Genomic DNA, 22100 nt, shown 5'->3' with positions numbered 1-22100 from the left:
AAGGAGGATTCTCGTGGCTGTCTTTCCCGTCAATGATACATGGCTTGCCCATCGTGTCTCCTATGGCGAGACCGACATGATGGGTCTCGTCTACTATGCCGAATACCTGCACTACTTCGAACGCGCCCGCAGCGAGTGCATCCGCTCGCGGGGCATGAGCTACGCCGTTGTCGAGGAACGGGGCGTCATGCTTCCCGTCCGCGAGGCCCGGTGCCGATACCGCAGCCCTGCACGCTTCGACGACCTGGTCTGGATACGGACAGGCATCAGCGAATGGGGGCGGGCGTCCCTGACCTTCGTCTACGAAATCCGCGACGAGGGGCGTGAAAGGCTGCTTGCCGACGGCATGACGCAACACGCCTGCGTCAACCGCGAGGGGCGGCCCGTACCCGTGCCCGCATGGCTGCGCGAACTCATGGGGTAGCCGCCCGCGACACTTGACGCAAGCACTCGCCTGCCGTAATCCGCCACAACATGTTCCTCGACGTACATACTCACGCCTTCCATCCGAAGATAGCCTCCAAAGTCATCACCAAGCTGGAAGACCACTACGGCATCGAACCCGTCGGCAACGGACTGCTCGACGACCTGCTTCTGCGGTCGCGCCGTGCCGGGCTGGACCGCGTGGTCGTCCTGTGCGCCGCCACAGCCGAAGCGCAGGTCATCCCCGCCAACGCCTTTGCCGTCGAACTGGGCCGCCACCCGGAGGTCATCCCCTTCGGGACGCTGCACCCCGACTGCACCGACTGGCAAAGCCAACTCGACAGGCTACGTGCCGCAGGGGTGAAGGGACTCAAGCTGCACCCCGAGTTTCAGGGTTTCTGGCTCGACGACCCGAGGCTTCTGCCCATCATCGAAGAAGCGCAACGCGACTTCGTGTTCCTGTGCCACATAGGCGACAGACTGCCCCCCGAAAAGAACCCGTCCTGCCCCTACAAGCTTGCGAACCTGCTCGACCTCTTCCCCGAAGCCCGCTTCATCGCCGCCCACTTCGGCGGTTTCATGCAGTGGGAGTACGCGCTGGATGCGCTGGCGGGACGAAAGGTGTGGGTGGACACCTCGAGCTCGCTGGAATTCATGGACGACGCCACGCTCAAGGGTTTCATTGCGAAACACCCGCGTGAGCGCATCCTCTTCGGCAGTGACTACCCCCTGTACGACCCGGCGGACGAGTACCACCGTCTGCAACAGCGCACCGGCTTCTGCGACGCGGAGATGGAAGAACTGCTCTCCAACGCTGCCTCGCTGCTCGACGTGGAATAGCCACCGTGCGGCCGAGGGGGCCGGATATGCGGGAACCGCCGGGCGTGGGCGTAGCCACCACGCCACAGGGCATCCCCGTTGCGGGGCGCAAGCCGCCTCTGCCTCCAGCACATGCCGTGCCCTGTCACGCCCTGCCCCTGCGGGTCGCTCTCACCATCCGGTCACCACTCGCCCTCCACGCCCCGCGCCATGACGAAAAGGCCCGTCCGCGTTGACAAAGGCCAGACACGGGCGGGCACTCCGAAAGCTCCAGGCTGACACGATGCAGACAGGGCGGCCATGACGGGAGGGGGCAAAACGGACTGGCACGGACTGGCACAGGCGGGCAGGCGCCAGCGGACAAGATGCAGGCGGACTCGTGCACAACAGCCGGATGCCCCCCAACGCAAACGCCACAGGCACGCCGCGACAGCGACACCGGGCCGATGCAGGCGCGGCACCTCAACCGAATATTTTCTCCGGAGGCCGACGTTCCGGCACGAATACGTGCGGTACCTTGCCCTCGTTCCATTCGCGTGAGACATACAGCCCGCAGAAGCAGGCCCCGTATTCGCGCACGTCTTCCTCGCGGTACACGCAGGGACAGACGATGTCCCTGTCCTGCGCGAAGGTGCCATTGGCAAGGCGACACGGGCAGGCCATGTAACCGTACCTGTCACGTGTGGCGATGAGATTCTCGAGCAACGACATGGTCATGTCCATGTCGGCATTGAAGTGATAGCCCTTGGGTTCCTGCAACTTGCGCAACGTCTCGAAGAGTTGCTCGGCGGTAGCCGGTGCGCTCATAACGAAAGAGCCTCCTTCAGTTCATCTTCGCGGTAGCCGACAATCACCTTGCCGTTTGCGCATACCACAGTGGGGAACGACAGCTTGGGGTTATGCTTCTTCACCTCTTCCACCACCTGCTTGCGCTCTTCACCCTGCAGGGTGTCCACATAGATGCAATCGACATCCACCTTGTGGTCTTCAAGAAAACGCCGCGTGTTCTTGCAGTGCACGCAGGTGGAGAGTGCGAAAAGCTTGACGCTGCAACCTGACATCGGGATACCCCCTCACTGGTTTCGTTGATGCCCACCGGCTTTGCCGGAAACAAGGCTGACGGTCATGACTGAACAACCCATGGTGTTCGAAGACACGGTTCAAGGTCCAGCCGTCATGACCGGGAAAACGCACACACCGGGTCTGCACATGCTACCGGCGCATACATCTGCCGGACTCATGAAGCTGGCGAGGTGCCCGGGACACGTATAGCCCCGAGCCCTCCCATTCGAACAGACCCTAGCAAGTGCCATAGCATATGGCAATCTCGACGCTCACGCGACAGCGGCAGCGATACGCCGCGCCAGAAGCCGCACCGTCGTGTCGAGTTCATCGACACCCACTTCACCATGGGCATCGCTGAGCACCCATTCGCCATGACTGCATCGTCCTTCGCCGTGCGTGCCGCCCAATGCGATGGTCCTGAAGCGGTAGGTCACCCGCAACGGCCCGTCCGGAAGATGCACGACCACGACATCCGACTCAACCTCCATACGCGGTCTGCGTCCTTCGGGCACTTCGGCGAGCATCTCGCGCAAAGCGGCGGCAACAGGGGGCAGCGCATCACGGCCCGCCTCTGAGAGACATCGCCTCTCGGCACTGCGTTCGGCCTCTGCGCGGCGTCGTTCCATCTCCTCGCGCATGACGCTTCCGGGCCTCATTCGCCCGACACCCATGCGACGCATGAGCATGACCACGATGACCAGAAAGAACAGCCCTGCAAGAAGATTCACATACATGGTGCCTCCGCCCTGCAAGCCCGGGCCACGACGCGCCTCGGAGGTCGCCGCGGGGCTTGACATCTTTTGTAACCTCTCTCTATGTCGTATGTAACGGAAAATCCACAAAGGACGTTCCGTACCCGCCTGCCGCGGGTTCCCGTGAGGACACTGCCCACCTGCCAGACAGGTCGCCCTTCAGTCACCAGAACCAAGGGAGAGGATTATGTCCAAAGCGTTGGAGACCCAGAGAACCTATGCACTTGTAGGTACCGGAGGCTGCGGCAAGACCTCACTGGCCGAGATGCTGCTGTATCGGGCCGGTGTGGTCAACCGCCTCGGTAGATCCGAGGAGGGAACGACAACCCTCGACTACGAGCCGGAGGAGGTGAAACGGCGAGGCAGCATCCAGCCCGCCTTCGCCACATGGCTGTGGAACAGGAACCGCCACTTTCTCGTGGACATTCCGGGCGACACGAATTTCATCGGCGACATCGGCTACCTGCTGACAGGTGTCGATGCCGCCGTTTTCGTCATCGACGCCGTGGACGGCGTACGGCCACTGACGAAAAAACTCTGGAAGGCAGTGCGTGACGCCAGCCTTCCCGCCATCGTCTGCATCAACAAACTCGACCGAGACCGCGCCGATTTCAACATGGCCTTCAACGGCCTTGCCTCCACGCTGGGCATGAAACCCGTACTGCTGTACGTGCCCATCGGCGGCCCATCAGACTTCAGGGGCGTGGTGGACGTCATGGCCGACAAGGCCCTCATGTTCGGTGAGAACGGGGCGGTCACAGAGGCCCCGGTGCCTGACGACCTGGCTGAAGAAGTCGCCATCCTGCGTGAGACCACCATCGAGAACATCGCCGAAAGCGATGAGACGCTGATGGAGAAATACCTCGAAGAAGGTGTGCTCTCGCCCGATGAACTCGCTGCCGGACTGCGCAAGGGCGTACTCTCCGGCGACCTCGTCCCGGTCGTCGTGGCCGCGGCGCTTGAGGACAAGGGCGGCGTGCAGTTGCTCGACACCATCGATGCCCTCTTCCCCTCTCCCCTCGACCGCCCGGCATGGGTCGACGCCGAGGGCAACGAACGGGCCTCCACCGATGAGGCCCCCGCAGCCTGCTTCGTCTTCAAGACACTGGCCGACCCCTTCGCCGGGCAGCTGAACATGGTGCGCATCCTCTCCGGCACCATCTCCACCGAATCGACACTCAAGAACATGACCACCGGCGACCCCGAACGCCTCGGCAGCCTCGCCTTCATGGTCGGCAAGACACAGACCCCATGCAAGGAGGCCCTCGGCCCCGGTGCCATCGTGGCGGTGGCCAAACTGAAGGGCACCCGCACCGGCGACACCCTGTGCGACGAGAAGGCCCCCTTCGTGCTGCCGAAACCCGCGCTTCCGCCGCAACTCATCAGCTACGCGCTCGCCCCCAAGGAAAAGGGGGAAGAGGACAAGGTCTTCGCCGCCATGCACAAGCTGCTTGACGAAGACGTGACCCTGCGCCTCTCGCGCGACGGCGAAAGCAGCGACATCCTCGTCTCGGGGATGGGCCAGCTGCACATCGAGCTTTCCGTCGAGAAGGCCCGCCGCCGCTACAAGGCCGAGATACTCCTTAAAACGCCCAAGATTCCCTACCGCGAAGCCCTGCGCGGCAAGGCACAGGTGCAGGGTCGACACAAGAAGCAGTCGGGCGGTCGCGGGCAATTCGGCGACTGCTGGATCGAGATCGAAGGGCTGCCTCGTGGCACGGGCTATGTCTTCGAGGACGCCATCGTCGGCGGCTCCATCCCGCGCCAGTACATCCCTGCCGTGGACAAGGGCGTGCAGGAGGCTGCCGCACGTGGCTATCTCGCGGGGTTCCCGGTGGTCGACTTCAAGGTCAAACTCTACGACGGCAGCTACCACACGGTGGACTCGTCCGAAATGGCCTTCAAGATCGCGGGTTCCATCGCCTTCAAAAAGGCCATGGAGATGGTCAAACCGGTCCTTCTCGAACCTCTGGTGCTGCTCACCGTCTCCGTACCCGACGAATTCATGGGCGACGTCATCGGCGACCTCTCGTCGCGTCGTGGCAAGGTGCTCGGTTCCGACTCTGTGGCGGGACTCACCGAAATCAAGGCTCATGTGCCCATGAGCGAGGTACTGCGCTACGCCCCCGACCTGCGTTCCATGACCGGCGGACAGGGGTTGTTCACCATGGAGTTCGACCATTACGAGGAGGCGCCGCCACCCGTGGCTGAGAAGGTCATCGCCGAACACGCCAAGGAGCGTGCCGAAGCCTAGGGCACAGGCCCGGGGCCTGCATGCACGGCGGCCCGGAATCGAAGACCGGGGGCCGTCGCCCTGACGAGGCAAGTCCACGCCAGCCGGGGCGGTTACACGAGACAAGCGGGGCGGGGTTGCGGCACAAGCCGTACCCCGCCCCTTTCAAGCGTGAAAGCGACTGCGAAAGGACCTCATCTGCTGCGTCGCCACTCTTCCGACTTCCGGCATCAGGCTGGCATCAGGCTGGCGTCAGACGACATCCCGCAGCATCCCGCGGGCAACCAACAGGCATCCGGCGGACAACCAGCATTCGCAAGCGTACCCATGCGAAGGGGCAATCGCTATACCCCCCCCACCCCACTGACGAGGACTCGCCCATCCCCATGGCGGGGCGTTGACCAGTCGTCGTGGGGATGGTAAGCCTCTTCCATCGACGTGGTGAAGACCGCACAACGAATACAGAACCACCCTCCAGGCGGAAGGTGGCTGTTTTTTCATTTACGGAGTGTAACATGGCAGAAACGGAAGAAATGTCCAACACGACTGCAACGGTCAACGTGGCAGCCAACGCTCCATTTTCCGTTGACCGGCTTACGCTGCACAAGACCAACGTCGCGCCGCTCTTCAGCTGCAACAGGTGTGGCATGGGCCGCACAGAGACACGCTGGCTTGAAGAACGCAGAGGCATCTGCAAGCGCATCGTCGAATGTCACGCCTGTGGCGCGAAGGGCATAGTCACCTTCCGCCTCGACGACGACGGCAGCAAATGGGTCATCCTTTCCATATCGGACATGTAGGGCAAGACGTACGATGTATACGACGACCATCATCTTCCGCTCATGCGGCATACGCATAGACGCCTCGATGGGGACGACTCTCGACTGGGAGTCGTGCACGCATCGGCACGTCCGCCATGCATCACGGGAGAAGGGAAGTCCGCTCTAGCAGCCTTGCACCACTGCATCGCAGCACCACAGCCCCCCTCTCCACCTCAGGAGCAAGGGGGCTTTTTTTTCACCCTGACTTTTTCATCAAGGAGTATGAGACATGACACAGACCATCCAGTCACCCGAAGAGGCCGTAGCCCTCGTACGGGCACACCTGCGCAAGGACATCGACCAGACCGAAGCCGCCATCAACGCCATGAGCAACGACATCCTCACGGTGGATGATGTGGAGCACCGTCAGGTGTTCTCCATGGCCGAACAGCGCGCCAACATCGAACAGCTCAAGGGGCGTCTGCGCTCTCTGCGTACGGCCCTAGCCCGCACGGGCGACGAGGAATTCGGCTGGTGCGACGAATGCGGCGACGCCATCGGGGTACAACGCCTTCTTTCGGTACCCACGACACGACTGTGCATCGCCTGCGCCCGACGCCGCGAAGACCAGTTCGCCAGAACCTGACTGTCGGCACCCCCCGACGCCCGGACGGGCCGTTCCCTGTGAGGCACGGCCCGCCCGGGACGGAAGGGCGAGCAAGACCCACCCTACGACGCCAGACCATGGCACCATGGTACGACGCGAGGGCACGGCGCCATGGTGCGGCGCAGGTCCTCGCCACAGACTCCACCATAGTAGCCGCCACCCATTTTCCCTTCCCGCCTTTTCCTGCCGTGGCCCATCAGACCACCGGCATCTCGCGACACGACCGCCCCTCCCCGTCGGAAGACGCCAGCCCGAAAGAACGGGACGCCGCCGGGCCATGGCCTCCGACGACCTCGCCATGTGTCCGCCCGCATGACGTTCCGTCTCACATCACATGAAGCAGCCGCATACCCTTGTGACGAGACGTCTTTTACTGTAGCTAGTAGAGATTGCCTCATCATGCCCCGGCGTCACGCGACGTCGGCCCCCGTCACACCGGAGTAGCTGCACCATGGCGGAACACGCCCCCCACTTCACCATCACCCCCCTAGGCGGGCTTGGCGAAATCGGCCTCAATTGCCAGGTCTGGTCCACCGCAGACAGCACGGTCCTCATCGACTGCGGGCTCATGTTCCCGGACGACTACCACCTCGGGGTGGACGTGGTCATCCCGCGGTTCGACCATATTCTCCAGCAGCGCGACAAGGTGCGGGGCATCATCCTCACGCACGGGCATGAAGACCATATCGGTGCGCTCCCGTGGCTTGTGCCGCACCTGCGCGGCATCCCCATATTCGGGTCGCGTTTCACGCTGGCACTCGTAGAGCACAAACTGAGAGAGCACGGGCTGGCCGACAGGGTGGAATTCGTCCCCGTCACCCCCGGAACGCCGCTTGCCCTCGGTGACATGACCTTCCATTTCCTGCCCGTATGCCACTCCATCATCGAAGGGTACGCCGTGGGTGTCGAAACCCCGGTGGGCCGCGTACTGCATACCGGCGACTTCAAGATAGACCCCCACCCCCTCGAGGGTTCCGGCACCGACCTCGACCTCTTCCGCAGCTTCGCCGGCGACGAAGGGGTACGGCTGCTGCTCTCCGATTCCACCAACATCGAACGTGAAGGCCATTCCCTGCCTGAACGCGAGATACTCTCCAGCTTCAGGCACATCTTCACCGAGGCGCAGGGGCGCATCGTCATCACGCTGTTCTCGAGCCACATCCAGCGCATTCAGGAGGTCTTCGACCTTGCGGCGGAGTTCGGCCGAACCGTGGTGGTGAGCGGGCGCAGCCTCATGACGAACATCGAACTCGCACGAGAGCACGGCTTTCTGCGCGTTCCCCCCGCGTTGCACATGGATGCGGCAGGACTGCCCCCCGTGGCCGACCGCGACATGGTCCTGCTGGTGACAGGCTCACAGGGAGAGCCGCTCTCCGCCCTGTCACGCATCACCATGGGTGAACACAAGCACCTCACCATCCATGAAGGCGACACGGTGGTGATGTCGTCACGCATCATCCCCGGCAACGCCCGCGCCATCACCCGGCTCATCAACCAGATATACCGCCTCGGGGCCGAGGTGTACTACGACAAGTTCCGGGCCATCCACGCCTCCGGTCATGCCCATCGCGACGAGTTGCGCGCCATGATCGAGACGATGCGCCCGCAGTGCTTCGTCCCCGTGCATGGCGAATACCGCCACCTTGTCAAGCACGCGCGCCTCGCGCAGGAATGTGGTGTCGCCCCGGAGCGCGCCTTCATCCTCGAGAACGGCGACCCGCTCACCCTGCTTCCGCAAGGGGTGCGCCTCGGCGAACGCATCCATGTGGAATCCATACTCGTGGACGGCAAGGGCGTAGGCGACGTGGGACACTCGGTGCTCAAGGAACGCCACATCCTCGGCGGCGAGGGCATGGTCATCGTGGTGCTCGTCGTGGACGAGGTGACATGGGATGTACTCCACGGACCGGAGATGCTCTCCAAGGGCTTCGTCTTCGAGCAGCACTACAACCATGTGCTCGAAGACGCCAAATGCATCGTCCTCGACATCTTCGAGAACATCCCCCCCGGTGAGACGGAACGCCTGCAAGACCGCATACGCTCCGCACTGCGTCGTTTCTTCCGCAAGGTGCTCGAGCGGGACCCCATCGTGGTGCCCGTCATCACAACCATCTAGCGGGGCTTGCGCCCCACGGAGGTTCACATGCGCGTCATCAGAGTCCGCCATCGCGGCAGCGTCTTCTTCGCCGCCCTTCAGGACGACGGCGTGGTGTGCCTCAACCGGCAACTGGGGTACGAAGCCCCCATCCCGCTGAGCGAAATCACGCTCCTGCCAGTGGTCGCGCCTTCCAAGGTCGTCTGCGTGGGTCTCAACTACCGCGGGCACGCAGGCGAACTGGGCATGGACGTCCCCGACGAACCGGTGTTTTTCCTCAAGGCCCCCACTGCCATCATCGGCACGGGCGAGCCCATCGTCCTGCCTCCTGCCGTCGGTCGAGTAGACTACGAGGGCGAACTCGCACTGGTGGTGGGCAAGCAATGCCGCAACATCACCCCGGAACAGGCACGCGAGCACATCTTCGGCTTCACGTGCGCCAACGACGTCACCGCGCGCGACATCCAGAAGCGTGACGGGCTGTTCGGACGATGCAAGGGGTACGACACCTTCTGCCCCGTGGGGCCGTGGATAGAGACGGCACTCGAAGACCCCGGCAACCTCACCCTCCGCACCGTTGTGAACGGTGAAGTCCGTCAGCAGGGCAACACCGCTGACATGCTGGTTCACCCCTTCGAGTTGCTCAGTTCCATCTCTCGCGTGATGACACTGCTGCCCGGAGACCTGGTGCTGACCGGAACCCCCGAAGGCATCGGCCCCATCCACGCCGGTGACGAGGTACGCGTCGAAATCGACGAGGTGGGGCTGCTGACCAACCCCGTCATCCCCGCCGACGAAGACGCAACTGGCGATACGCCCCTCCAGTAGACATGGCGCAGGGTGGCGGCCTCCGGATGGCCGCCTGCCACGAAGACACGCGACCGTAGCGTGAAGCCGCCCTGCCGGACACCCCGCGGTGAAGGCAGCCCCCCCCCGACAAGACGCCACGGGGCGCCTGTGCCAGCGCGCCACAGCCGTCAAGCCCGGCACCGGGTCTCTGCCCCATGCCCGCTTTTTTCCGCATCGCACACTTGCATCCCGCGCGCATATCAGGTATGCAACCCTGCTTTTCATATCAAGCACACTCCGGTTTCGGCCCGGGGTGCCCGCACGGGCGGGCTTGAGGGCCATGGCCGGGGTGGAAGCAAAACCCCCTTTTCTGAAGGAGTCTACAATGGCTTACGTCAGCATGAAGCAAATGCTGGAGACGGGTGTCCACTTCGGCCACCAGACCCGCCGCTGGAACCCCAAGATGCGTCCTTTCATCTTCGGCGCCCGTAACGGCATCCATATCATCGACCTTCAGCAGACCGTGAAGATGTTCCGCGTCGCCCATGACAAGGTGGTCGACACCGTCGCCAACGGCGGCCGCGTGATGTTCATCGGCACCAAGCGTCAGGCGCAGGAAGCCGTGGCCACCGAAGCCGGTCGCGCCGGTCAGTTCTACGTGACCAACCGTTGGATGGGCGGCACGCTCACCAACTTCTTCACCATCCAGAAGAGCATCGACCGTCTGAAGAAGCTTGAGGCCATGTTCGCCGACGGCACCGTCAACCGTTACCAGAAGAAGGAAATCCTTCGCCTCCAGCGCGAAATGGACAAGCTTCTGGCGACCCTCGGCGGTATCAAGGACATGGACAAGCTGCCCCAGCTCGCCTTCGTCATCGACCCCCACCGCGAAGACATCGCCATCAAGGAATGCCGCAAGCTCGGCATCCCGATCGTGGCTGTCACCGATACCAACTGCGATCCCGACCTCATCGACTTCGTCATCCCCGGTAACGACGACGCCATCCGCGCCATCAAGCTCTTCGTCGCCGCCATCGCTGACGCCTGCCTCGAAGGCGACGCCCTCCGCAAGGAACGCAAGGGTCAGGACGCCGAAGAGGAACTGAAGAAGGCCAGCGAGCCCAAGGCCGCAGAAGCCGCCGCCGAGTAACCACGACGAGAAAGGGAGAACGCCCAATGGCTATAACTGCTTCCATGGTCAAGGAACTGCGCGAGAAGACCAGCGCTGGCATGATGGACTGCAAGAAGGCCCTTGAAGAGTGCGGGGGCGAGATGGACAAGGCCGTCGACTGGCTGCGCCAGAAGGGTCTTTCCAAGGCCGCCAAGAAGGCCGGTCGTGCCACCTCTGAAGGTCTCGTCGGTTGCTTCGTGTCTGCCGACGGCAAGACCGCAGGCCTTGCCGAACTCAAGTGCGAGACCGACTTCGTGTCGCGCAACGAGAAGTTCGTCGAACTGGCCGGCAAGCTTGCCGAACAGGTTGCCACCAAGGGTGCCCTCGACGAATCGGCCCAGACCGCCATCAACGACATCATCGCCACCCTTGGCGAGAACATGGGCTCCGGCCGCACCGCGCAGATGAACGTCGCCGGTGAGGGCTTCATCGGCAGCTACCTCCACTCCAACGGCAAGATTGCCGTTCTCGTGGAGATGACCTGCGAGAAGGCCGCCACCGCTGCCGAAGCCACCTTCCTGGAATGCGCCAAGAACGTGGCCATGCAGATTGCGGCCAGCAACCCCGCTGCCGTGAGCGCCGACAAGGTCGACCCCGCCCTCATCGCCCGTGAGCGCGAAGTGTACCGCCAGAAGGCCCTTGAAGAAGGCAAGCCCGAGAACATCGTCGAGAAGATCGCCGAGGGTGCCGTGAAGAAGTTCTTCAAGGAAGCCTGCCTGCTTGAGCAGCCCTACATCCGCGACGACAAGACCACCGTTGCCGAACTGCTGAAGCAGACCAGCAAGGCTGTGGGCGACAATCTGGGCGTTGCCCGCTTTGTCCGCTTCCAGCTTGGCGAGGACGCCGCTGCCGAAGAGGCCGCGGAGTAACCCGCCGGACTGTGCTAGATCGAAAAGGGGGTCGCAAGACCCCCTTTTTTTGAGCGATAATGGCAGAATGCGCTGCGCTGGCAGGACACGGCAACGCCCCTGCCACTGAACAGCCACGGCAGACGGGACAGTGTTCCGTGCCCACTTCGACTGCTGCTGCACGACAGTCGAAGCCTGCCGGACGGGGACACGCACGACCACCATGCAGCATGTTCCGCAGGCGATGATGCCACACGCCACCGATGCCCAACGGGAGAAAGCGATGCGCCCGACGATCACGGCCCTTGTCCTCACCTACAACGGAGAACGCCTCCTCGACCGTTGTCTCGGGTCTCTGGCCTTCTGCGACAGGATTCTGGTCGTCGACTCGTTCTCGACCGATGCCACCGTCGCCATCGCGCAAGCCGCAGGTGCCGAAGTGCTGCAACGCAAATGGGAAGGCCCCGGCCCGCAGTTCGCCTTCGCACTCGAGAAGATTTCCGATGGCTGGATTGTCAGCCTCGACCAGGACGAGATATGCTCCGAAGAGCTTCGCGACAGCATCCTCGCCGCCACGGCTGCGGATTCGGGCGAGGCCGGCTACTGGATTCCGCGCAGGTCATGGTATTTCGACAGGTTCCTGAAGCATAGCGGCTGGTATCCCGATCATCTGCTCCGTCTCTTCCGTGCCGGACGCATGAGGGTCGAGGTCTCTGGCGCGCACTATTCGTTCCATCCCGACGGGGAGACGGGGACGCTCACGGGCGACATCCTGCACTACCCCTACGAAAGCTTCAGGCAGCACCTCGACAAGGTCAACGACTATGCCCAGAAAGGTGCCGACGACCTGCGCGCCAAGGGCAAACGGGGCGGTCTCTGTGCCGGGCTTTGCCACGGCGCGGGGCGTTTCATTCGCATCTACATCATCAAGCGCGGCTTTCTCGATGGCCGTGCCGGGTTCATCAACGCAATCCACGGGGCCTTCTACGCCTTCCTCAAGCACCTGCGCATAGAGGAAGGAGACTGGGGACGCCCCTTCGAACACAAGTAGGTCACAGGCACCTGCTTCACGCAACCCCAACCTCCGGAGAGGGACGGAATGAGCGAACTCAAGTACAAGCGCGTGCTGCTCAAACTCAGCGGCGAGGCCCTTGCGGGCGAGAACAAGTTCGGTATTGACCCCGCCACAGTTTCAAAGATATGCCATGAAATCGCGGACGTCGTGGACATGGGGCTTCAGGTTGCCCTCGTCATCGGCGGCGGCAACATCTTCCGTGGACTCTCCTCGTCCGCCAAGGGCATGGACCGTTCCTCGGCCGACTACATGGGCATGCTGGCCACCGTCCTGAACGCACTTGCCGTGCAGGACGCGCTGGAAAAGCTCGGGCACCCCACGCGCGTGCTCTCTGCCATCACCATGCAGGAGGTCTGCGAGCCCTACATCCGCCGCCGCGCCGAACGTCACCTTGAAAAGGGGCGCGTGGTCATCTGCGCCGCCGGCACCGGCAACCCCTACTTCACGACCGACACCGCCGCCGCGTTGCGTGGCATGGAACTGAAGTGCGAAGCCATCATCAAGGCCACCAAGGTGGACGGGGTCTACGACAAGGACCCCATGAAGCATGATGACGCCGTGCTGTTCCCGCGTCTCACCTATGTCGAGACCCTGCAGCGCAAGCTGGGCGTCATGGACTCCACGGCCATCACCCTCGCCATGGAGAACGAGGTGCCCATCATCGTGTGCAACATGTTCAAGGGCAGCATCAAGCGAGTGGTCTGCGGCGAAGAGGTCGGGACCATCGTACAAGGAGGCTAACATATGGATATGGACAGCATTCTCCTCGACGCCGAAGAGCGCATGGAAAAGGCCATTGCCGCGCTCGAACGCGAATTCTCCAGGCTGCGCACCGGTCGCGCCTCCGCCTCGCTGGTAGACGGTATCAAGGTGGACTATTACGGCACCCCCACCCCCATCAGCCAGGTGGCCTCCGTTGCCGTGCCCGACAGCCGCTGCATCACCATCCAGCCGTGGGACCGCAACGCCTTCTCGCTCATCGAAAAGGCCATCCTCAAGTCCGACCTCGGCCTCAACCCTGTCAACGACGGCAAGATCATCCGCATCAACATCCCGCCGCTGACCGAAGAACGCCGCAAAGACCTCGGCAAGATGGCGCGCAAGTACGCGGAAGAGGCCAAGGTCGCCGTGCGCAACGTCCGCCGCGACGCCAACGAGCAGCTCAAGAAGCTCGAGAAGAACAAGGAGCTTTCTGAAGACGACTTGCGCAAGGCGCAGGAGGACGTCCAGAAGCTCACGGACCGTTTCGTCGCCAAGACCGACGAGAAGGCCGGTGCGAAAGAAAAGGAAATCATGGACATCTAATGTCCTTTGCCGTGCCTGACAGGCAGGCGGGTTCGCCCGCCTGCCTTTCGCTTTACCTGCGTCGGGCACGGATGCAACGGCCCCCCACATTCACGTAACCCCCGCACAAGGAAGACCGTGAGCGACTCACGCAACGAACAGGTATCCGTGTCGGCAGCAGCCCTGCCCGCCCATGTGGCCATCATCATGGACGGCAACGGACGATGGGCCACCATGCGCGGCCTCTCGCGCAGCGAAGGGCACAAGGCGGGCACCGAAGCCGCCCGTGCCATCGTCACGGAGGCGCGCACCGTGGGCATCCGCCACCTGACCATGTACACCTTCTCACGCGAAAACTGGAGCCGCCCCAAGAGCGAGGTCAAGTTCCTGTTCGAATTGCTGGTGGACTTCCTTGGGCGTGAGCTTGCCAACCTTGAGAGACAGGGCATACGCCTCAACGTTTTCGGTGCGCTTGAAGACCTGCCCATGGCAACGCGCATGGCCCTGCAACACGCCATAGGCCGCACGGCCCATTGTGACGCCATGATGCTGAACCTCGCGCTCAACTATTCCGGTCGTGAAGAGATACTCCGCGCGTGCCGCAGTCTTGTCACAGAGGGCGTCGCCCCCGCGGACATCACGGAGGAGGCCTTCGCCGCACGCCTCTATACGGCCGGGCAGCCCGACCCCGACCTCGTCATCCGCACCAGCGGCGAGATACGCATCAGCAACTACCTGTTGTTCCAGAGTGCCTACAGCGAATTCTACTTCACTGACACGCTCTGGCCCGACTTCACCCCCGCCGAACTGCATAAGGCACTCGAGACCTATGCGGGACGCAGCCGCCGCTTCGGACGCACTCAGGAGCAGATCGAACAATGACCCTCGCCACCTCACACCTGCAGCGCCTCGTAACGGGCGCGGCCCTCGCCCTGCTGCTCACCGCCGGACTCGCCCTCGGGGGCTGGGTTCTCGTCCTGCTTGCGCTTGTGGCGTCATCGCTCGCCCTGCTCGAATTCTACACCATGTTCTGGCCATGCAATGACAAACTGCACATGAAGGCCATAGGCCTCGTGCTGGGCGCGGGCATGCTGGTGGCAGGGCACCTCGACAAGCCATGGCTCATCGTGGGCTGCCTTGCCGGAGCCTTTCTCGCTGGCGCGTTGCAGTTCCTCGGCGACTGGGGACGTGGCGACGATGAAAGCCGCTTCGCCGACGGCCAGATTCTCGCCGCAGGCCTGCTGTATGTCCCCCTCCTGCTGCTGCCCGTGCTGCATCTTTCGTTACGCGACCAGTTGCTGGTGGCCCTTGCCGCCTTCATCTCCGACACCGGTGCCTACTACATCGGAACCTACCTCGGCAGAGCACGCATCTGGCCCCGCGTCAGCCCCAAGAAGAGCTGGGCTGGCAGCATAGGCGGCCTTGTGCTGTGCATCGCCATGTGCGTGGGCCTCGGCCTGTGGTGGGGTGTGCGACCGTGGTGGCAGTTCGCCATGCTGGGTGTCTTGCTGAACGCGGCCTCACAGCTGGGCGACTTCTTCGAATCGGCACTCAAGCGCACCCTCGGCGTCAAGGACTCGGGCACGTTGCTTCCCGGTCATGGTGGTCTGCTCGACCGCATCGACAGCCTTCTCTTCGTGGTGCCCGTCTACGCCGCCGCCGACAGCGTGCTGGCGTTCTTCTGATGGGACACATGCCGGAGGCGGAGACCACGACCATGCCACCCTTCGAGACGCTCGACCTCGACGACCTGCACGGCGACCTCACCCGCGTCGCCGGAATGATCGCCGACCGCATCGCGCACATCGCCGACGCCCCGGTGGTGCATCCCGCCTCTCACGACGCCATCGTCGCCGCCATTCCCGGTGACCTGCCCGTGGAGGGCATCGGCGTGGACGCCGCCTTGCAGGAGGTCGCCGACCATGTGGCGCCTTTCGCCACCCGCATCGGACACCCGCGCTTTCTCGCATGGATAACCACCAGCCCAGCACCCGCCGGAACCATCGGCGACGTGCTCTGCACCGGTCTCAATCAGGCACCGCTCTCGTTCAAGGGCGGCCCCGCCGCCACAGTGCTCGAGGAGATCGTACTCGGCTGGTTCCACAGACTGCTGGGCTTCCCCGAAGGGGCGGGCGGCACCATCGTCTCCGGCGGGACCATGGCCAATCTCATGGGCCTCACCGTCGCGCGCCATGCACACTTCCCGGAGGTCGGCACGCGAGGCCTGTGTGCGCTCGACAAGACGCCCGTGCTCTACGTCTCCGACCAGGGGCACATGTCCATCGAACGTTCGGCGGCCCTGCTTGGCCTCGGCAGCGAGAACGTCCGGGCCATCCCTTCCGACGCGGCATGCCGCATCATCCCGGAGGCGCTGCGCGAGCGCATCCGCGCCGACAGGGCCGCGGGCTTCGCCCCCTTCTGTGTCGTGGGGCAGGCAGGCACCGTCACCGCCGGGGCCGTCGACCCTCTGGACGCGCTGGCCGACATCTGCGCCGACGAAGGCCTGTGGCTGCATGTCGACGCAGCCTATGGCGGTGCTGCCCTGCTGACGCAGCACGGTCGCTCGCTGCTGCACGGCATCGAAAGGGCCGACTCGGTCTGCGTCGACCCGCACAAATGGTTCTTCATCCCCCTCGAATGCGGCTGCACCCTCTTCCGCGACCGCACCGTGCAGACCGACACGTTCAAGGCCAAGGCGGCCTATCTCGGCCAGGAAAGCCCACACGACCTGAAGAACACCACGTTCATCCTGAGTCGGGCCAACCGCGCCCTGAAGGTCTGGTTCGCCTTCAGGACATACGGCACGGCGAAACTTGCACGCATCATCGAACGCAACATGGCGCAGGCGCGGCTTTTTCATGACCTGTGCACCGAATCACCCGAGTGGCAGGTGCTCGCCCCGGTGGCCCTCTCCATCGCCTGTGCCCGGTTCGTCCCTTCCGCCATGGCGGGGGCACCGCACTGGGATGAGGCCGCGACCGACCGCCTTCAGGTCGCCCTGCTGCAACGACTCGAACAGTCGGGAGAAGGCTTTCTCACCCCCGCACTTGTGCGCGGCCGCGCAGGTGTCCGTCTGTGTGTCGCCAACCATCGAACCACCGACGACGACATACGAATGCTGTTCGACCTCATGTCCCGCTTCGGACGTGAGCTTGCGGCCCTCGGGCCGGAAGGACTGCACGCATGATACGCTATATCTCCGCCATGCCATCGCCGGAATGGGAGCACGAGACACCGCGCACACTCGCCCTGCTGGGGAGCACAGGTTCCATCGGCACCAGCGCCCTTCGCGTCGTCGAGGCACATCCGCACCGTTTCAAAGTGGTGGCACTGGCCGGGGCTCGAAATGTGGAGAAGCTGGCCGCGCAGGCCGCACGATGGCGTCCTGAACACCTCGGCGTACTGGATGCCACGGGCGCTGCAAAGCTGCGGGACCTGCTGCCCGCCGGGTACGCCCCGCACATCCACATCGGCCCTGAAGGGTATGCCACCATGGCGACCCTGCCGGAGGCCGGAACCGTCCTCTCCGCACAGGTGGGGGCCGCAGGACTGCGCGCCACCGAAGCGGCGGCCCGGCATGGCAAGGTCATCTGCCTCGCCAACAAGGAATCGCTCGTGCTCGCGGGTGACATCATCCGCCGCCACTGCGCCGGAAGCGGCGCGGTCATCCTGCCCGTCGACTCCGAACACAACGCCATCTTTCAGGCCCTGCAGGGGCACGACCCGGCCTCTGTACGGCGCATCATCCTCACCGCTTCGGGCGGGCCCTTCAGGGGCCGCTCAAGGGACGACCTTGCCGCGGTCAGCTGCCGTGATGCCCTCGCACACCCCAACTGGAACATGGGGGCGAAGATAAGCATCGACTCCGCCACACTCATGAACAAGGGGCTTGAAGTCATCGAGGCCTGTCACCTGTATGGCGTGGGCATCGACGACGTGGGCGTGGTGGTGCACCCGCAATCCATCGTCCACTCGCTGGTCGAATACGAAGACGGTTCGCAGATTGCGCATCTCGGCACACCCGACATGCGCATCGCCATCGCCTATTGCCTCACGTGGCCCGGCGTCGTCGACGCGGGGGTGCCGCGCCTCGACCTCGTCAAGGCTGGCAGCTTGACCTTCGAAGAGCCGGACTTACACTCTTTCCCGTGCCTCGAACTGGCACGCCGCGCCTACCGGGAAGGACGCGGCATGCCCGTGGTGCTCAACGCCGCCAATGAGGTGGCCGTGTCCCTCTTCCTGAGCGACCGCATCCGCTTTCTCGACATCCCGGACATCATCGCCCGTGCCCTCGACATGCACGACGGAACCACGCCGCACGACATCGAAGGCATCGAGGCCCTCGACGAGGCGACGAGGCGCACCGTGTACGAACGGGCCGGACACTCCAACACGGACGGCATGGCATGAGCAGCTTCTTTTCTGTGCTTCTGGTTCTCGGCGGTCTCATCTTCTTCCACGAACTGGGGCACTATCTCGCCGCCCGCGTACTGGGCATAGGCGTCCACACCTTCTCGCTGGGATTCGGCCCACGCATCTTCGGCTGGCGCAGCGGGCAGACCGACTACCGCCTGTCGCTCATCCCGCTTGGCGGGTACGTCTCCCTCGCGGGTGAAAGCGACGACGAGATTCCCGAGGGGTTCACCAAGGGGCAGATGTTCTCTGCGCGCCCTGCATGGCACAGGCTCATCGTGATCGCGGCAGGCCCGGTGTTCAACCTGCTTCTGGCGTGGTTCATCTACTGGGGCCTGACCTTCGTGCACGGGCAGTTCATCGTGCTGCCCGAAGTGGGCAAGGTACTGGAAGGCGGCCCCGCTGCCGCTGCGGGCGTGCAGTCGGGCGACCGCATCGTCGCCATCGACGGCGTATCCATCGAACGGTGGGACCAGGTCTCCGACGCCATTGCCGCCAGCAAGGGTGCCCCCGTGACACTCAGCCTGACGCGCAACGAAGGGCAGCACGAACTTCGCATCGTGCCCGAACACCGCACCCGCAAGACCATCTTCGGTGACGAGGAGGACGCCTTCCTCATCGGCATTCAGGCTTCCGGCGCCACCATGACCTTGCCGCAGACCCCGGTCGAAGCCGCCGTCACCGGCGCACGCCAGACATGGACGATGATAGCCATGACGGGCAAGGGTGTCGTGAAGCTCTTCGAACGCGTCGTTCCCCTCGACACGGTGGGCGGCCCCATCATGATCGCACAGATGGTCAGCCGTGAAGCCAAGGACTCTGGAATCACAGGCGTTCTGGCACTTGCCGCCCTCATCAGCATCAACCTCGGCCTGCTGAACCTGCTGCCCATCCCCGTCCTTGACGGCGGGCACATCATCTTCCTCGGGCTGGAGATGCTCTTCCGCAGACCTGTGCCGCAGAAGGTGCAGGAGGTGACCACGCGCATGGGCCTCGTCCTGCTGCTGGGTCTCATGTTCCTTGCCACCTACAACGACATCGTGCGCATCGGGCAATGAGCGGTCTCACCCTCATCATGAACGCGGCCGAGGGGCTGCTGCAACTTGCCGTGCTGCGCGACGGGCAGCGCCTCTTCGCACAGGCGTGGGACGCCCCCTCACGCGGGACTGAACTGCTCACCCCGGCGTTGCGAGAGGGCTTCGCCCGTATGCACCTCTCCATAGGCGACATCGACCGCATCGCCTGTGTGAACGGCCCCGGCAGCTTCACGGGACTGAGGCTCGTCCTCTCGACCGCGGCGGCCCTCGCCCGCTCCACCGGAGCGCAGACAGCGGGCATCGACTACATGCACGCCCTTGCGGACAGGGCGTGCCAGTTGCCCGGCATGCTGGTGTGGGCGGTCACCCATGCCCGCAGGGGCCTCGTGCACATGCAGGGTTTCACCACCCGTGGCTGCGACAGCCTGCCGGTGCCTGTCGCCCGTGTCGAGGCCCTGAATCTGCAGGGGGCTGTCGAGCGCATACTCAGATTCGGCGGTGCACCTGTGGTGCTCGGTTCGGGGCTCAGCCGCAACCGAGCCTTCTTCGCCGAGCACCTTCCGGCGGCGTTGCTGCTGCCCGCCGACCATGACCAGCCCACCATCCAGTCGCTCATACGCCTCACTGCCGCGGCGACGTGGTCGCACGACGATGTGCAGCCCTTCTACCTGCGCCCCTGCGATGCCGAAGAGAACCTCGCCGACCTCGTGACGCGACGCGGCATCGACCCCGATGCGGCCCGGAACACCCTCGCGCGACTGACCACCCTCAGTGCCGACGAGTCGGCCTGTCGACAGTTCTGACCTCCCGCTCTAAAGCTCTGCGCTCGCGTTGCCGATAACAACGGCAGGAGCCCCTGCGTCCAGTCACGTGGCATCTGGATTGCATCCGTTTGGATGAGCCTCGTGCAAGGCAAAAACTTCCGCACAGGGGAGCGAACATGGCTGACTATCTTTCCGGCAGTATCAACTTCACCGGTCTCGGCGGCGGCGTCGACTTCGCACAGGTCATCGACGGCCTGAAGAAGATCGAACAAGTGCCCATGAACCGCCTCACCCTGTGGAAGGCGGACTGGCAACGCCGCAAGGACGCCTTCGGCGACTTGCGTACCGAACTCGCCACGTTCAAGAACGTCGTGGACGGCATGGACACGCTCGAAGAGTTCCTCGTGAAGACGGCTTCAAGCTCGAACGCAGCCGTCGCCTCTGCCACGACCTCTTCCGCCGCGCTGGAAGGCACCTACCGCATCGAAGTCAACAAGCTCGCCAGCAACGGTATCTGGACGTTCAACGACACGTTCGCCGACAAGACGCAACAGGTGAACACCTCCACCACCGACCAGTCGTTCGTCTATACCTACAAGGGCACGACGCGCACCATGACAGTGCCCCCCGGCACCACCCTCGACGGGCTCAAGAACATCATCAACAACGACCCGCAGAACCCCGGTGTACGTGCCTCGTTCGTACAGAACGGCAATGCGTGGACGTTCCAGATGCACGGGATGGACCTCGGTTCCGAGGCATCGCTCACCATCGACGCCTCCACGAATCTCTCGAAGCTGCCGGGCAACGACCCCACCAAATGGCAGACGCAGCAGGCCACGGACGCGGAGTTCCGCGTCAACGGCTGGCCCGCCACGGGCTGGCTCAAGTCCACCAGCAACACGGTCTCCAACGTCATCGAAGGTCTCAACATCTCCCTCAAGGATGTGGGGACGACGCAGCTTACGGTCGCCACGGACATCGAGAAGATCAAGGAGAAGATCACCGCCTTCGTGGACGGCATGAACGCCGTGCGCTCGAAGATCACCGAACAGACCAAGGTCGATAGCAACAAGGCCACCATCAGTGCCGACAAGTCTGCATCGCTCTTTCAGGCGCAGAAAGGCTCTATCCTGACCGGCAACTACGGTGTGCAGCTCATCTCCTCGCGGCTCAAGACAGCCATCGCCGACAAGAGCACCGGCTTCGAGTACCAGTACAAGGATGGCAACATCAACCGCGGCGACATCTACAGCTCGCTCGCCCAGATAGGCATCCTCACCAACGCCGAGGAGGGCAACCCCAACTACGGACTGCTCACCATCGATCAGGAGAAGCTCGACGCGGCGCTCAAGAACAACCCCACAGCGGTGGCCGAACTCTTCGCCGCCGATGGCATCGGCGTCTCCGACTCGCCCGACTTCTCCTACCAGTCCAAGGTCAACGGCGTGACCAAGGCGGGCATCTATGACGTCAGCTACGAGGTCGATGCCTCAGGCAAGATCGTCAACGCCGTCATAGACGGCCGCCCCGCCAAGGTCGACGATGCCTCGCACACGCTGACCTCCATGGACGGCAACTCTCGAGGTCTTCTGCTGCAGGTGGACAACCTCGCCCCCGGTTCGTATTCAAGCCGCGTGCGCATCAAACAGGGCAAGGCCGCCGACATCGACGGCATGCTCACAGACATGCTGGGCAAGAATGGTACGTTGGCCGTCCTTGAGAACAACTACACGGACATCATGGACGACATCGACAAGAAGATCGAAAGCGAGACCTCGCGCATCGAGAAGTGGGAACGCACCATGCGCAACCAGTTCGCTACGCTCTCAGCCACGCTCGCCCGTTACGACCAGCTCAACCAGTCGCTCCAGAGCCAGATAACACAGCTCAGCAAGCAGTAA

23 protein-coding genes are annotated in these 22100 nt (G+C 63.6%); 20 read left to right on the top strand and 3 right to left on the bottom strand.

Annotation, left to right across the window (positions count from 1 at the left end; genetic code table 11):
* Positions 1–13 precede the first annotated feature (13 nt).
* From DVU_RS04195 to DVU_RS04185, 3 genes are read left to right on the top strand one after another with little or no spacing between them, the layout of a single operon-like run.
* Positions 14–424: an acyl-CoA thioesterase gene (locus DVU_RS04195; RefSeq protein WP_010938185.1), complete on the top strand. Its 411-nt coding sequence runs from the start codon at positions 14–16 to the stop codon at positions 422–424.
* A gap of 50 nt (positions 425–474) precedes the next feature.
* Entirely contained in the window at positions 475–1263 is a 789-nt protein-coding gene (locus DVU_RS04190) for an amidohydrolase family protein (RefSeq protein WP_010938184.1), read from the top strand.
* Between the two features lie 26 nt (positions 1264–1289).
* A complete protein-coding gene (locus DVU_RS04185; protein WP_014524284.1) occupies positions 1290–1478 on the top strand; it encodes a hypothetical protein in 189 nt (62 codons plus the stop codon).
* A gap of 226 nt (positions 1479–1704) precedes the next feature.
* Here DVU_RS04185 and DVU_RS04180 read toward each other — a convergent pair whose 3' ends face one another.
* The 3 genes from DVU_RS04180 to DVU_RS04170 form a co-directional block, all read right to left on the bottom strand.
* Positions 1705–2049 carry a ferredoxin-thioredoxin reductase catalytic domain-containing protein gene (locus DVU_RS04180; RefSeq protein WP_010938183.1) on the bottom strand — a complete coding sequence of 115 codons (345 nt, stop codon included), beginning with the start codon at positions 2047–2049 and terminating at the stop codon, positions 1705–1707.
* Entirely contained in the window at positions 2046–2303 is a 258-nt protein-coding gene (locus tag DVU_RS04175) for a glutaredoxin family protein (RefSeq protein WP_010938182.1), read from the bottom strand. Before DVU_RS04175 ends, DVU_RS04180 begins: the two co-directional genes overlap by 4 nt.
* A gap of 273 nt (positions 2304–2576) precedes the next feature.
* Positions 2577–3041, bottom strand: coding sequence for a hypothetical protein (locus DVU_RS04170; RefSeq protein WP_010938181.1), 465 nt, complete (start codon positions 3039–3041; stop codon positions 2577–2579).
* Between the two features lie 205 nt (positions 3042–3246).
* Between DVU_RS04170 and DVU_RS04165 the strand changes: the two genes are divergently transcribed.
* From DVU_RS04165 to fliD, 17 genes are all read left to right on the top strand, one after another.
* The gene (locus DVU_RS04165; RefSeq protein WP_010938180.1) at positions 3247–5313 is read left to right on the top strand and encodes an elongation factor G; all 2067 of its coding nucleotides are present in this window, start codon (positions 3247–3249) and stop codon (positions 5311–5313) included.
* 494 nt (positions 5314–5807) lie between these two features.
* A complete protein-coding gene (locus DVU_RS04160) occupies positions 5808–6092 on the top strand; it encodes a hypothetical protein (protein WP_011792655.1) in 285 nt (94 codons plus the stop codon).
* Between the two features lie 250 nt (positions 6093–6342).
* Positions 6343–6699: a TraR/DksA family transcriptional regulator gene (locus DVU_RS04155; protein WP_010938177.1), complete on the top strand. Its 357-nt coding sequence runs from the start codon at positions 6343–6345 to the stop codon at positions 6697–6699.
* Positions 6700–7171: 472 nt separating this feature from the next.
* Complete coding sequence (locus tag DVU_RS04150; protein WP_010938175.1) at positions 7172–8836, top strand: ribonuclease J; 1665 nt, start codon at positions 7172–7174, stop codon at positions 8834–8836.
* A 27-nt stretch (positions 8837–8863) separates the two neighbouring features.
* Positions 8864–9643, top strand: coding sequence for a fumarylacetoacetate hydrolase family protein (locus DVU_RS04145; protein WP_010938174.1), 780 nt, complete (start codon positions 8864–8866; stop codon positions 9641–9643).
* 346 nt (positions 9644–9989) lie between these two features.
* Complete coding sequence (rpsB, locus tag DVU_RS04140) at positions 9990–10754, top strand: 30S ribosomal protein S2 (RefSeq protein WP_010938173.1); 765 nt, start codon at positions 9990–9992, stop codon at positions 10752–10754.
* A 26-nt stretch (positions 10755–10780) separates the two neighbouring features.
* Positions 10781–11644, top strand: a complete 864-nt coding sequence (tsf, locus tag DVU_RS04135; RefSeq protein WP_010938172.1) for a translation elongation factor Ts — start codon at positions 10781–10783, stop codon at positions 11642–11644.
* Between the two features lie 262 nt (positions 11645–11906).
* On the top strand, positions 11907–12674 hold the full coding sequence (locus DVU_RS04130; RefSeq protein ID WP_010938171.1) for a glycosyltransferase family 2 protein: 768 nt from the start codon (positions 11907–11909) through the stop codon (positions 12672–12674).
* A 48-nt stretch (positions 12675–12722) separates the two neighbouring features.
* Entirely contained in the window at positions 12723–13439 is a 717-nt protein-coding gene (gene pyrH / locus DVU_RS04125) for a UMP kinase (RefSeq protein WP_010938170.1), read from the top strand.
* A gap of 3 nt (positions 13440–13442) precedes the next feature.
* Positions 13443–14003 carry a ribosome recycling factor gene (frr, locus tag DVU_RS04120; RefSeq protein WP_010938169.1) on the top strand — a complete coding sequence of 187 codons (561 nt, stop codon included), beginning with the start codon at positions 13443–13445 and terminating at the stop codon, positions 14001–14003.
* A gap of 117 nt (positions 14004–14120) precedes the next feature.
* Complete coding sequence (uppS, locus tag DVU_RS04115; protein ID WP_010938168.1) at positions 14121–14864, top strand: polyprenyl diphosphate synthase; 744 nt, start codon at positions 14121–14123, stop codon at positions 14862–14864.
* A complete protein-coding gene (locus tag DVU_RS04110; protein ID WP_010938167.1) occupies positions 14861–15667 on the top strand; it encodes a phosphatidate cytidylyltransferase in 807 nt (268 codons plus the stop codon). Before uppS ends, DVU_RS04110 begins: the two co-directional genes overlap by 4 nt.
* Positions 15668–15699: 32 nt before the next feature.
* Positions 15700–17169 (top strand): pyridoxal phosphate-dependent decarboxylase family protein, encoded by a 1470-nt coding sequence (locus DVU_RS04105; RefSeq protein WP_041722895.1) that lies wholly within the window; start codon positions 15700–15702, stop codon positions 17167–17169.
* Entirely contained in the window at positions 17166–18392 is a 1227-nt protein-coding gene (gene dxr / locus DVU_RS04100; protein WP_010938165.1) for a 1-deoxy-D-xylulose-5-phosphate reductoisomerase, read from the top strand. Before DVU_RS04105 ends, dxr begins: the two co-directional genes overlap by 4 nt.
* Complete coding sequence (gene rseP / locus DVU_RS04095) at positions 18389–19453, top strand: RIP metalloprotease RseP (protein WP_010938164.1); 1065 nt, start codon at positions 18389–18391, stop codon at positions 19451–19453. The genes dxr and rseP overlap by 4 nt, the downstream gene beginning before the upstream one ends.
* Entirely contained in the window at positions 19450–20235 is a 786-nt protein-coding gene (gene tsaB / locus DVU_RS04090; protein WP_010938163.1) for a tRNA (adenosine(37)-N6)-threonylcarbamoyltransferase complex dimerization subunit type 1 TsaB, read from the top strand. The genes rseP and tsaB overlap by 4 nt, the downstream gene beginning before the upstream one ends.
* Before the next feature lie 137 nt (positions 20236–20372).
* Positions 20373–22100, top strand: a complete 1728-nt coding sequence (gene fliD, locus DVU_RS04085; RefSeq protein WP_010938162.1) for a flagellar filament capping protein FliD — start codon at positions 20373–20375, stop codon at positions 22098–22100.

Source organism: Nitratidesulfovibrio vulgaris str. Hildenborough (genome assembly GCF_000195755.1).
Taxonomy (GTDB): domain Bacteria; phylum Desulfobacterota; class Desulfovibrionia; order Desulfovibrionales; family Desulfovibrionaceae; genus Nitratidesulfovibrio; species Nitratidesulfovibrio vulgaris.
This window is presented reverse-complemented; position numbering and strand designations above follow the sequence as displayed.